Origin of the sequence: Frateuria hangzhouensis, from assembly GCF_026410505.1 — a bacterium.
Taxonomy (GTDB): domain Bacteria; phylum Pseudomonadota; class Gammaproteobacteria; order Xanthomonadales; family Rhodanobacteraceae; genus Frateuria_A; species Frateuria_A hangzhouensis.
Genome location: NZ_JAPMIU010000001.1, coordinates 1 through 12,428, shown reverse-complemented (window position 1 = coordinate 12,428; position 12,428 = coordinate 1). Strand labels below are relative to the sequence as shown.

The window sequence follows — 12,428 nt, the reverse complement described above, 5'->3', positions numbered from 1 at the left end:
GGACTGAAGCCCGCCCTGCGGAAGACCAGGGGCGGCCGCCTGCTGATTCAGATCAGCGCGCGGGTCGAGCTTGCCGATTAGCCTTGCGGCATGAGCTGGATTTCCCGTATCGGCCTGCGTATCGCGGCGGGCGCGGCGACGGTTTCGCCTTCCTGGGTGGCCGCGACGCCGCCCACGTCAGAGCGCCTGCCCGAGCCTTCACTCTTGCTGGCCTACGCCACGCAGACCGGCGTGGCCGAACACTACGCGCGCGATACGGCGGCACGTCTGCGACGCGCCGGCGTGGGCGTGCTGCTGATGGAGTTCGACGCGTTGACGCCCGAGCTGCTGGCCGCCAGCCCGCAGGCGCTGCTGGTGGTCAGCACCACCTACGACGGCGATCCACCGGATATGGCGCAGGGCTTCTGCGAACGCATGGGCGACCCGGCTGCGCTGAGCGCGCTGCATTACGGCCTGTTGTCCCTGGGAGACCGCTGCTATCGGGAGTTCTGCGGTTTCGGGCGTCGCCTGCATGCGTGGCTGCAGATCAGCGGAGCCCACGCCGGGTTCCCGCCGGTGGAAGTGGATGACGAGGACGCTGCCGCGCTGGCCGAGTGGCATCGGCAGGTGGATGCATGGCTGGTCGGGGGTACGCGCCAACGGGACGTTGTTATGTAGGAGCGGTTTCTTGCCCTATTGCACGCCAGCGCCACGGCGGATGTACGAAGGTATGCGATCCCAGGCTACACACGGGTCCGCCATGACCTCCCCTGCTTCCGTCAACCGCCAGATCACCCTGGCCTCCCGTCCAGTCGGTGCGCCGACGGCTGCCGATTTCGCGCTGGCCGAGCGGCCGGTCCCCGTAGCCGGCGAGGGCGAGGTGTTGCTGCGCAATCTGTACCTCTCGCTCGATCCTTACATGCGCGGGCGCATGAGCGACGCGGAGTCCTACGCCGAGCCCATGGCGGTGGGCGATGTGATGGTTGGCGGCACCGTCGCGCGGGTGATCGCTTCGAACCATCCGCAATGGCAGGCCGGCGACCTGGTACTGGCCTACGGCGGCTGGCAGGACTACGCGTTGTCGGACGGTCAAGGCTTGAGCCGGCTGGACCCGGGCATGGCGCAACCCTCGCTGGCGTTGGGCGTGCTGGGCATGCCGGGATTCACCGCCTACATGGGTCTGCTGGACATCGGCCAGCCGCAGCCGGGCGAGACAGTGGTGGTGGCGGCTGCCAGCGGCGCGGTCGGTTCGGTGGTCGGCCAGATCGCCAAGCTCCAGGGCTGCCACGTGGTAGGTGTGGCCGGTGGTGGCGAGAAGTGCGGTTACGTGATGGACGAACTGGGTTTCGATGCCTGCGCGGACCACCGGGCGAAGGATTTTCCGCAGCAACTGGAGGCCGCCTGCCGCCAGGGGATCGACGTTTATTTCGAGAGCGTGGGCGGGCTGGTGTTCGACGCGGTGCTGCCGTTGCTCAACACCAAGGCGCGCATTCCGCTGTGCGGGCTGATCGCGCACTACAACGACACGGCGTTGCCAGCCGGTCCCGACCGGCTGGGGCTGCTCATGAGCACCGTCCTCAGCAAGCGGATGAAGGTGCAGGGGTTCATCATCTTCGACGACTACGGGCCGCGCTTCGGGGAGTTCCTAGCGGCCATGGGCGATTGGGTGCGGCAAGGAAAGATCAAGTACCGCGAGGATGTGGTCGAGGGGCTGGAAAATGCGCCGCAGGCATTCATCGGCATGCTGGAAGGGAGCAACTTCGGCAAGCTGGTGGTGAGGATCGCGCAGGAGTGATGGGGTTGGATGGTCGCCGAAGCGGCTTCGAAAAGGGCATGCCCCGGCCTGCCACCCTGGCCATCTGCGCAGCGGAGACAGGGAGCAGCGCCGCTAGCGGCCGCCGATGCCGTAGGCGACCGGGGCCGCGTGTTCGAACACCTGCGTGGGCATCGCACGAACCAGCTGGCCGCCCTCGATGCGATAGAACGCCATCGAGCGGTCGACGATGCTCTGGATGAACAGCGTGCGGGAGTCGTCAAGGAAACCGGCGCCCTCGGCCCAGGCGCCGGTTGATGTCTCGGCCACGCGACGCAGCCGCTTGCCCGCGATCTCGAGCACGACCAGTTTGCTTTGCGTGGCATGGAACGGAGCGGTCGCGGGGCGGTTGCTGAGGTTCTGCACCGAAGCGGCAACGTAGCGGCCATCGGGCGAACAGGCCACGTCTTCGGGTGCGGGCCCGACGGAGGCGGTATCGATCACGCGCGGCAATGCGCCAGAGACGTCGATCAGGCTGACCGTGTCCGTGTCGCCACTGGCGCTGCCGAAATTGTTGACCACGGCATAGCCGCTGGTGCCGCAGAACGCCACCGCGAAGGGTGTGACGCCCGCGGTCAGCTCGCGGATGGCAGGCAGCCGCAGGCGGCCGTGGTCGATGGCGTACATGCCCACCTTCTGTGCGTCCGGCAAGGTGATCAGCACGCGCTTGCCGTCCACCGCGAAGGCAGCCGCGTGCGGGCCACCGCCTTTCAGGGGTGTCAACCGCTGCACGATGGAGGCGTGATGGCCTTCGATCGACAGCACGATCAGGCGGTCGTCCGGGTTGCTCATGACCAGGGCGATGCGGCCATCGGGGCTGATCCGCACCGATGAGGGCGAGAGCCCGAGGTGCAGCGTCTGCACCACGCGCAACGGCGAGGCGGTGAGGTCGATCACCGAGAGCCGGTCATCCGGCACGAGCTTGCCCGGATCGGCTGGATCGCGCCGGAATGACGCGGTGACCAGCGCCAGTGCGCCGTCGGCCGACACGGCTACGGACGACGGCGGCCCGAGATAGCTGGTCGGCACGGCGACCTTGCCCAGGTTTTCGATGCGCGAATCGGTGAAGCGGAAGAAGGCGGCGGCATCGGCGGGTTTGCCGGCGGGAACCTGCGGCTTGCCATCCACCAGCACGACCTTCGAATCCAGAGCCACTCCGATGACCTGGCCCAGGCAGGCGCCGGTCGGGACGAAGAAGAGGACGATGGCGGCGAGGACGACGCGGCGCATGCGCTACTCCGGTGCGGGGAAAGCGCAGGGTGGCCTGCGCGCGGCCGCGGGGTCAAAGCCCACAAGTCACGCACAGCCCGGCGCAGGCGCGACCGGTTCAGCCCGGCCGCAACTCATCGCTCGCGCGAACGCCTTCAACCGTGACGCTGCCAGTGGCACTCTGCCCCATCCATCGCAGCACCCACGCGACCAGCGGAAACATCAGTGCAGTCACCGCCAGGGCGGCGTACTCGAAACGCGTCCCGTCGAGCACGTGTTGCAGGCGCGGCACGCCCTGGCCATCGAAGCCGGACATGAGCCGGTAGCAGACGTTGCCGCCCCAATGGATGCCGATGGCCATCCAGAGCGTGCCGGTCCTGAGCACCGTCCAGGCCAGCGAGAGGCCGAGGATCGCCGAGAACACCAGGTTGCCCGCGTCGATGCCCTCGTTCCACGAGTCGTCCAGCGCATAGACCACGACCGTAAGCAGCACGTACCAGCGCATCAGTTCGAAGCGGCGGCAGAAGGCCAGGCCGTAGCCGCGGATCATCAGGTCGTTGATCGCCGCGGCGAAGAACATGCCGAACAGCGCCTTGCCCAGCAGCGGCAAGGCGAAGCCGGCATCACGCCAGCCGACCAGTTCGAACTTGCCCATCGCCCAGAATACGCCGTTCTTGAGCGCCCAGATGCCGAAACCGATGGCGAAGCCGGCGCCGAGCCAGCGTCCCCAACCGGCCGGCCGGGCCAGCCCCAGCGACGCGCTGCGGGTGATGCCGAGCCCATACCGGCAGATGAGGAACGCCAGCACGAAGAACCCGCCAACGTAAGCCAGCCACACCGGCACCGCGACGCCTACCAGGCGGGGCACGAGGTTGGCGTAGAGGTCGAGCACGACAAAGCCGAGCAGCCATGGAAGAAGGGCCAACGGTCGGTTCATGGGGTTATCGCCGGCTGACCGCTGATGGCGGCGCAGCATCGTAATACGTCCCGCCGCGGCGCGGATGGCCGATCCACGCGATCGCACCGTCCGGGCACAGACACCCGTTTGGGGCCTGTTTCGATACCGGCATCAGGCACAGAGGCCGCCGCCGAAACGGCCAGGGGCGCCACCTCCCGGCGACGCCCCTGGCCTGGCCGACCGCTATGTGCCCGTCACATCGCCGAGCCCGCCTCCACGCTGAAGCTCTTGATGCGGATGACCTCACCCGTGGCCGGGTGTTTGCGGCCATCCTTGCGCACGAAGGAGATGGTCAGCCGGTCCAGCTGGGTCGGCCAGATTCGCCGCAGGGCATCGGCCATCGGCAACACCAGCCGCGCGTTGCCCGCATGGGCCGCGTGCATGGCCATACCCATGCCCTGCATGCCTTTGCTGCCCATGCGCGCCTTCATCTGCGCCACGCTGATCTCGAAGGCGCCGATCGAGCCGATCAGGTAGGCGCGCGGCGGCGCGCTCGCACCGCCCCGCCCCGGCAGGTTGACGTAGACGTCGTAGAAATAGCCGCCCTTCTCGCCCAGCCCGGTCAAATGCACACCATCGAGGACGACACGCAACGGACTGCTCTCGTCGGTCGCCGCGGCTGTGGTGCGCGCCGCGAGCATGACCGAGCGCACGCGGTTGGCGTCCTGCGCGCTGAGCGGTACGTCCACGCTGATCGAGCGCTCGTCCAGCGCCAGCGGCCGGGCGACGCCCAGCGGCGCGCGCTGGATGCTCGCCGGCCGTTCGGGCAATCCGCCGGCCAGGCTGAAGACCGCGGCCTGCGCCGTCGAACCGCTCGGCGGCGGCGGTGTGGCGCTGGGCATCGTCTCGTTGTCGTACTGATAGCCCAGATTGGCCGAGGTGGAGGTGGTCCAGACCCGCGGCACGTCCTTGGTCGCGCTGCCGAACTGGAAACTGCCGGACCAATAGATGTTCGAAGCCGCCGGCTGGCGCCGTCCGTTGCCCGCCTTCGACCAGGCCGCCCACAGACGATCGATGTTGGCGTGGTGGACCCAGAACAGCGGATCCCGGGGCGAAGTCGGAATCGAGGACATCGCGCCGCCGATCAGGTTGTGCACGCGATTGTGCGGCCGCGTCTCCACCATGGGCTCGAACGCGTCGGTCTTGCCGCGCTGGAAGTGGATGAGCGTATCGTCGAACGCATCCATGCTGTTGGCGTTGGACACGTCGAAACCGGTGCGGTCGCCCCGGTACAGCGGCAGCGCCGGGTCGAGGAACTCGGGCGGAATCGTGGGGCTGTCGTAGTAGTTCCAGTACGGCAGCACCAGGTTCGGGTCGCCGGAAATCCTGCGCAGGTTGCCCTCGAAGCGGTAGAGGAAGCCGCGGTGCCAGGCCAGGAAGTAAGCCCTGCCGTGGGGACAGAACTGGCGGTGGGACTCGGACCAGTACGTCCACGCCGTGGGGTCGGTGTTGTCCTTGTTGGCCTTCATCGACGCGATGGCGCTGCAGAAGGAGGCGAACGTCGGCCCCTGGCAGAACACTTCCCAGCTTGGCCGGATGCGCAGGCCAGCCGACATGGCGACCCGCGGCAACAGCGGCACCAGTGCGAGCGAAACCGAAGACTGCAGGAAACGCCTTCTGGAAATCATGATTTTCTCCGCAAGAACGAGGCCTCGGGCGACCGGTCGCCGCAGCGGGCCTGCCGCGGAGACGGTCCTGGGGCATGAGGCCCGACACACATCAACGACACTTGCGCCTTGGGACTCGAGCAAACGAAACGGCAGCTGGGCGTCCACACCGCACACTGCCGTTTCCTCGCACCCGGCTCCTGCCTTTGGGGGGCACCGCAGTGAATAGCTGATGGCGTCAATGGACGGTCAAGACGACCGCCGAATCCGCTTGTCCGTCGGCGCCGGCAACATTTTGTTGTTTGCATCAAACAGGCCGGATGCCATGCATGCGCTCGCTTGGCCGGTATCGGAACATGCGCGCCTTTCCCTTGCGGCAGTGCAAAGGGCTACCATGCGCGATTCGCCGTCAGCGGCGCGGCCACACCGATACCGTGGCGGCCGGGCCGGAATACGTTTTGGAGTAAACCGTGCTCGAAAAATTCTCGACTGGCATCGAGGGTCTGGACCAATTGACCGATGGCGGATTCATCCGCGGTTCGGCCTACATCGTCCAAGGGCCGCCGGGCGCCGGCAAGACGATCATGGCCAACCAGTTCTGCTATGCCCACGTGCGTGCCGGCGGCCGCGCGCTCTACATGACGCTGCTGGCCGAGTCGAGCTCGCGGATGCTCAACTACGTCAGCCAGATGGGTTTCTTCGAGGGCAGCGCGCTTCCCGATGCGATGCAATACATCAGCGGCTACGGTGTGCTCGAGCGCGAAGGCCTGCCCGGGCTGCTCAAGCTGGTGCAGCACGAGCTCAAGCGGCACCGCGCCACGGCGATGGTGCTCGACGGCACGTTCGTGGCCCAATCGGTAGCCTCGGAGCAGGAGTTCCGCGCCTTCATCCACACCCTGCAAGGCGTGGCCGGCATGGCCGACGCCGTGCTGGTGATGCTTACCCATCAGAACCGTGACGCCAGTTGCCCCGAGCACACCATGGTCGATGGCTGGATCGAGATGAGCGACGAGATCCAGGGTTTCCGCGCCTTCCGCACCATCCAGGTCAGGAAGCACCGCGGTGCGGCGATTCTTCCGGGCAAGCATCGGCTGCGCATCACCCAGGCCGGCATCGACGTGTTCCCGCGGGCGGAAATCGCCATGGATCCGAACCCGCCGGCGCTGACCGGGACCGACCGCGTTGCCACCGGGCACCGCGGTCTGGACGGCCTGCTGGAGGGCGGCCTGCCGGCGGCATCGGGCACGCTGCTGGTCGGCCCCACCGGCTCGGGCAAAACCACCCTGGGTCTGCATTTCCTGTCCCGATCCCATGCTCGGGAGCCGGGCTTGATGCTCGGCTTCTACGAAACACCGGCGCACATCCGCGAAAAGGCACGCAGCCTCGGGCTGGACCTGGACACGCCGATCGAAGCGGGCGCGCTGGAGCTCTCGTGGCTGCCGCCGGCGGAGAACATCGTCGACGAGGTGGTGCGCGACATCGTCAACCGTGCCCGGGCACGCAACGTCAAGCGGGTCTTCATCGACGGCCTGGTGGCGATCCGCGACAGCCTGGTGATCACCAGCCGCATGCCGTACGTGATCAACGCGTTGAGCATGCAACTGGGCGCGATCGGCGCCACCGTGGTGTACACCTCCGAGATCCCCGAACTGGAGCTGGGGCACGCCATGATGCCCAGCGACGAGCTTTCGGCCATGGTCGACAACGTACTGCTGCTCAACACCGGCCGGCGCGACCATGCGTTCCGGCGCCACCTGTCGGTGATCAAGCTGCGCGACAGCGACTTCGACCCGCGCACGCACGAGTTCCACATCGGTCCCGCCGGCATCGCCTTCGGGCCGGATCCGCGGGTCGGGTCGTCCGGTAAAGCGGCCTGATCATGCTGCGAGTACTTCTGGTCGAAGACGAGCCCGACGTGGCGCTGGTGGCCGCCACCGTACTGGAGGAGGTCGGCTACCACGTGACCGTGGCCACCGACGGGCATGAAGGCCTGGAGATCGCGCTGCAGGAGCAGCCCGAACTCATCGTCACCGACTTCATGATGCCCTGCCTCAGTGGTCTGGAGATGATCGAGCGCCTGCGCGAGGCCGGCTTCGATCGCCCGATCATCCTCACCACGGCGATTCCCGAGGATCACCTGCCCCGGCATCCTCCCTACGACGCCTACCTGGCCAAGCCCTACGGCACGCGCAAGCTGCTGGCGCTGGTGGATGCATTCCGGGCCCAATCCGGAGTGGGTTGAAGACAGCAAAGAAGCGACCGGTCATGGGGTGGCTTTCCGCACGCCCACTCCTTCTGCACCGTGGATACCGCACGACTGGAAGGATCTGCACTGACTGCAAAGGCCGGACCCCAAGGCAACGCCGCGGGCGAGGAACAGGCGATCGACTTGCACCGGCACCGTCAAGCCGCACGCCGCTCAGGCGTGGTGTTCGCGGAACGATTCGCTGATCCACGCCTTGGCCTCGGCCAGCTGGTCGTTGCGGTAAAGGCGGAACTCGCCCGGCACGGTAAAGCCCATCGTGCGGGCTACCAGGCGCAGCCAGTTGACGTCGGTCACCAGCGCGATGCGCTCCCAGCCGCTCCAGTGGCGAAAGCCCAGCTTGGTGTCGTCCCACATCGCACCCGGCTCGAAGCCGGTGAACTCGTGCCCTACGTGGTAGACCAGCCGCAACTTGCGGTTGAGTGCGAAGGCGGCCTCCACGTCGGGCACGAACACGTTCTCGTAATCGGCCGCAGTCACCAGGCCGCGCGCGGTGAAGCCCAGCGCGCCGGCTGGCAGGTCGGTCATCTGCTCGATCATGGAGTGGGTCTCCGCGTGGTCGGAACTCCATCGAAGCGCGGCGGGCGCGGCTATGCAAGCTTGGGTACGTGAAAGCCTCGGGCCCCACGCCGCCGATCCACGGAGGCACACTCATCGTCCCTGCATGCCCCCTCCCCTGCTTGCAGGGGAGGGTTGGGGAGGGGTGCTCTTTCGCTCCGGACGGGCAACCCCCTCCCAGCCTCCCCCTGCAAGCAGGGGGAGGGGCTTATCCACGCGCCGCACTGGCAAGCATGCGCTTACGTGGGGGGAGGCAAGAAGGTTTCCACAGGGAATGGCGGGGTCGTCAGGGCGCCGGCTCGACGTGGCGCAGCAGCAGCCGCGCGCTCTCGCGGCCCTGCCATTCGTTGATGGTCAACTCGTACACCGCGCGCAGGCGCGGCGGCGGTGCCGCTGCGCGCACGTTGAACATCACCGCCTCGTGCACGCCGCCATCGCGTGGATCGCGCAGGCTCAGGCGCCAGTGGCGCTCGCCCATCGCGCGCCATTGCGCACACTCGAACAGGTTGTCGAACAGCGGCTCGGGGAAGCCCTGCCCCCACGGCCCGCCGTCGCGCAACTGGCGGGCGAGGTCGAGGTTGAAGGTACCCGGCGGCAATTCGCCGTCGGTGTAAAGCACCGCTTGCAGGCGCTCCTCGTCCAGCCATTCGCGCGCCAGGGCGTCGAAGGCGTCGGCGAAGCGCGGGTAGTCGCTGGCCTTCAGGCTCAGGCCCGCGGCCATGGCGTGGCCGCCGAAGCGCTCGATCAGGCCCGGCATGCGCGCGTCAATGGCCGCCAGCGCATCGCGCACGTGGAAACCGGCGATGGAACGGGCGGAGCCGCGCAGTTCATCGGGGCGCTCCTCGTCGGCCGGCGCAAAAGCGATTACCGGGCGGTGCAGGCGCTCCTTGAGCTTGGAGGCGACCAGGCCGACCACGCCGGCATGCCACGAGGGCTCGTACAGGGTGACGCCGGTGCGCTGGCCCACGCCTTCGAGCGCGAGCGCGCCGATCATCGCCTCGGCCTCGGCGACCATGGCCTCCTGCAGGTCGCGGCGTTCCTGGTTGATGACGCTCAGCCGCGCGGCAAGCTCGCGCGCCTGGCCAGGATCGTCGGTGAGCAGACATTCGACGCCCAACCGCATGTCTTCCATCCGACCGGCGGCGTTCAACCGAGGCCCTACCGCATAGCCCAGATCGCTGGCGCAGATGCTGGCCAGGCTGCGCTTGCCGGCCTCCACCAGCGCGGTGATGCCCGGGCAGGCGCGGCCGCTTCGGATGCGTTTGAGCCCCGCCTCGATCAGCACGCGGTTGTTGAAGTCCAGCGGGACCAGATCGGCCACGGTGCCGAGTGCGACCAGGTCGAGCAGGCAGGAAAGGTCCGGTTCGGTACGCGCCGCGAAGGCGCCCTTGCCGCGCAATCCCGCGCGCACGGCAAGCAGCAGGTAGAACATCACCCCCACGCCGGCCAGCGCGCGACTGGGAAATTCCCGGTTCATGCGCGCATCGTCGGCGCATTGCGCGCACGCCGGCGTGCCGTGCCCGCAGGCGCGCACCTCCAGCACATTGGGATTGACCAGCGCATCGGCGGCAGGCAGTTGCTCGCCCGGCAGGTGATGGTCGGTGACGATCACGCGGATGCCGCGCGCCTTGGCCGCCGCCACGCCGGCGAGACTGGCCACGCCGTTGTCGACGGTGACGATCAGCTGCGGCGCAGGATCGAGCGAGGCGACCAGTGCGGGGCTCAGGCCGTAGCCGTGCACGAAGCGGTTGGGAATCGCATAGCCGACGCGCCGCGCACCGAGCAGGCGCAGCCCGCGCACGGCCACGGCGGTGCCGGTTGCCCCGTCGCAGTCGTAGTCGCCGGCGATGACGATCGACCAGTCGCCGGCGATCGCTTCGATCAGCAGGTCGACGGCGCGTGCCAGTCCGCCCAGCGCCTGCGGCGCCAGCAGATGGCGCAGGCGGTGTTCGGCCTGCGCCGGATGCAAGACGCCACGCGCGGCATAGACGTCACGCAGCACCGGATGCACCGCCTCGCTCCAACCTTCGGGCGCACCTTGTGATTCACGCCGGCGCAGCGTGGGCGTCCTCATGCCCGGGGCCCGCGCCAGATGCGCCAGCGGTGCCAGGGTCGATGTTCCCAGCGCTCGCCGCTGGCGAAGATCAGGCGTAGCGGGTGACGACCGGCAACGGTTGCGATGGCAGGCCACCAGGCATCGGCGATCACGTTGGCGGGCAGGTCCTGCAGGTCGAGCAGCCCGCCAAGCGGCAAGTCACCCGGCCATTCCATCGATGCGCCCTGCGGACGCGCGCGGTGCGCGATGCCCGCGCGCGCCGCCAGCGCGCGCAGCAGCGGATCGTCGCTCGTCACGCCGGGCAGGTCTGTACGAATGCGCGCCGGCAACACGCCAGCGCCCCACAACCACAGGCTGTTGACCGGTGGCTTGCCGGCAGCGCGGCGTTGCGCGTTCAACGGATGCTGGTGCAGCGCCACTTGCAGCTCGTTCTGCAGGATCCGCCAGCGCCGGCCCTCCGGCCCCTGCGGCAGGTGCTGAAGCAGATTCTCGCCGAGCGCCTGTTCCGGCGCGGGGAAAGCCGGCACCGCCGTGCCGGGCGGAAGGCGCACGTGCCAGCGTTCGGGAGTGGTCAGCAGCAGCGCCATGCCCTGCTCCGCCAGCAGCGGCGTCAGCGGCTCGGCCAACGCTTCGGCCTCGGCCTGCGACAGCTGCATCTGCCCGCAGGCGAGCAGGCGCGCACCGCTCAGGTCCGGCTCGACCCAGGCCGGGTCGGCGCACAGCCACGACGCATCACCCGCGTCGGCGGCGGCCAGTTCACGGGTGAGCGCGGCGGCGGGCAGCGGCTGCGGGGCGTCGAACCAGGCGGCGAGCCCGGCCAGATAGCCGCGCGGGCCATCGGCCAGCCGGTCGGCGCGGGCCAGCAGGCGACGCAGCGGATGCGCGGGCTCGAAGCGCGCGAGCGCGGGCAGCCACAGTTCCACGCTCATGCGCTGGCGGCCTCCAGTTGTTCGTAGAGCTCGAGCCATTGCGCTTCGAGCGTTTCCTTCTCGCGGCGAAGGTCGGCCTGGCGCTGACCGAGCTTCATCAACTCGGCGGTCGGACCGTTGTAGGTGGCCGGATCGGCCAGCCGAGCCTCGACGGTGACCAGGTCCGCGTCGATGGCGGCCACTCGCGCCTCGATCTTCTTCACGCGGGCCTTGGCCGCCTTGTCCTGCTCGCGCTGGGCGGCCGCGGCGCGTCGGCGGTCTGCGGCGGACTCGGTCGGCGCCGCCGGCTCGCTGGCCTTCTTTACGGCCGAACCGCGCGAGCGCAGCCAGCGCGCGTAATCGTCCAGGTCACCGTCGAACGGTTCGACCACGCCGTCGGCCACGCGCCAGAAGCTGTCGCAGACCAGGCCCAGCAGGTGGCGATCGTGCGAGACCAGCACGAGGGTGCCGTCGAAATCGGCCAGCGCGTCGGCCAACGCCTCGCGCATGTCCAGGTCCAGATGGTTGGTCGGCTCGTCGAGCAGCAGCAGGTTGGGCTTGTCCCAGGCGATCAACGCCAGCGCCAGGCGCGCGCGCTCGCCGCCGGAGAAGCCGTCGACCGGTTCGAAGGCACGGTCGCCGGCGAAGTTCCAGCCGCCCAGGAAGTCGCGCAGCACCTGCGCGGCCACGCCGGGGGCTTTGTCCTGCAGGTGGTCGATCGGGCTGGCACCCTCGCGCAGGCTCTCGACCGTGTGCTGGGCGAAGTAGCCGATCTTGAGGTCCTTGTGTGCCTTGCGCTCGCCGGCCAGGGGTGAAAGATCGCCAACCAGCGTCTTGACCAGGGTCGACTTGCCGGCGCCGTTGGGACCCAGCAGGCCGATGCGTTCGCCCGCTTCCAGTCGAAAGCGGACGTCCGCAAGGACGACCGCCGCTTCTTGATGATAAGCCTCGCCCGCAAGGGCGGCGTTTGCCCCCTCTCCCCTCCGGGGAGAGGGGTGGGGTGAGGGGCCAAGGCTTGCCCCGGGCTCCATCGAAGCGCGCTCCGATATCCCTTCCCCGCCAGCCCCGGGGGGGGGG

11 protein-coding genes are annotated in these 12,428 nt (G+C 68.6%); 4 read left to right on the top strand and 7 right to left on the bottom strand.

Translation table 11 applies throughout. The features are described 5' to 3' along the window. Positions 1–90 precede the first annotated feature (90 nt). Both OSC30_RS00055 and OSC30_RS00050 read left to right on the top strand, forming a co-directional pair. Positions 91–657, top strand: coding sequence for a flavodoxin domain-containing protein (locus OSC30_RS00055; protein ID WP_209618205.1), 567 nt, complete (start codon positions 91–93; stop codon positions 655–657). An 82-nt stretch (positions 658–739) separates the two neighbouring features. Then, positions 740–1,774, top strand: a complete 1,035-nt coding sequence (locus tag OSC30_RS00050; RefSeq protein ID WP_267169792.1) for an NADP-dependent oxidoreductase — start codon at positions 740–742, stop codon at positions 1,772–1,774. A gap of 93 nt (positions 1,775–1,867) precedes the next feature. On the opposite strand, the gene OSC30_RS00045 is transcribed toward OSC30_RS00050, so the two are convergent. The 3 genes from OSC30_RS00045 to OSC30_RS00035 all read right to left on the bottom strand — a co-directional run bounded on the left by OSC30_RS00045 (position 1,868) and on the right by OSC30_RS00035 (position 5,587). Beyond that, entirely contained in the window at positions 1,868–3,022 is a 1,155-nt protein-coding gene (locus tag OSC30_RS00045) for a YncE family protein (protein WP_267169791.1), read from the bottom strand. 97 nt (positions 3,023–3,119) lie between these two features. Next, entirely contained in the window at positions 3,120–3,938 is an 819-nt protein-coding gene (locus OSC30_RS00040) for a CPBP family intramembrane glutamic endopeptidase (protein ID WP_267169790.1), read from the bottom strand. A gap of 215 nt (positions 3,939–4,153) precedes the next feature. Beyond that, positions 4,154–5,587, bottom strand: coding sequence for a tyrosinase family protein (locus OSC30_RS00035; protein WP_267169789.1), 1,434 nt, complete (start codon positions 5,585–5,587; stop codon positions 4,154–4,156). A gap of 449 nt (positions 5,588–6,036) precedes the next feature. Between OSC30_RS00035 and OSC30_RS00030 the strand changes: the two genes are divergently transcribed. Both OSC30_RS00030 and OSC30_RS00025 read left to right on the top strand, forming a co-directional pair. After that, entirely contained in the window at positions 6,037–7,443 is a 1,407-nt protein-coding gene (locus tag OSC30_RS00030; RefSeq protein WP_267169788.1) for an ATPase domain-containing protein, read from the top strand. A gap of 2 nt (positions 7,444–7,445) precedes the next feature. Next, complete coding sequence (locus OSC30_RS00025) at positions 7,446–7,808, top strand: response regulator (protein ID WP_267169787.1); 363 nt, start codon at positions 7,446–7,448, stop codon at positions 7,806–7,808. Positions 7,809–7,985: 177 nt separating this feature from the next. Here the strand turns inward: OSC30_RS00025 and OSC30_RS00020 are convergent, their stop codons facing one another. The 4 genes from OSC30_RS00020 to OSC30_RS00005 all read right to left on the bottom strand — a co-directional run. Beyond that, positions 7,986–8,369 carry a SpoIIAA family protein gene (locus tag OSC30_RS00020; RefSeq protein ID WP_267169786.1) on the bottom strand — a complete coding sequence of 128 codons (384 nt, stop codon included), beginning with the start codon at positions 8,367–8,369 and terminating at the stop codon, positions 7,986–7,988. A gap of 304 nt (positions 8,370–8,673) precedes the next feature. After that, positions 8,674–10,461, bottom strand: a complete 1,788-nt coding sequence (gene recJ / locus OSC30_RS00015; protein WP_267169785.1) for a single-stranded-DNA-specific exonuclease RecJ — start codon at positions 10,459–10,461, stop codon at positions 8,674–8,676. Then, positions 10,458–11,372, bottom strand: coding sequence for a phosphoglycerate mutase (locus tag OSC30_RS00010; protein WP_267169784.1), 915 nt, complete (start codon positions 11,370–11,372; stop codon positions 10,458–10,460). The genes recJ and OSC30_RS00010 overlap by 4 nt, the downstream gene beginning before the upstream one ends. Beyond that, positions 11,369–12,428, bottom strand: a 1,060-nt coding sequence (locus OSC30_RS00005) for an ATP-binding cassette domain-containing protein (RefSeq protein ID WP_267169783.1), incomplete at its 5' end; no start/stop codon positions are given. The genes OSC30_RS00005 and OSC30_RS00010, both read right to left, overlap by 4 nt.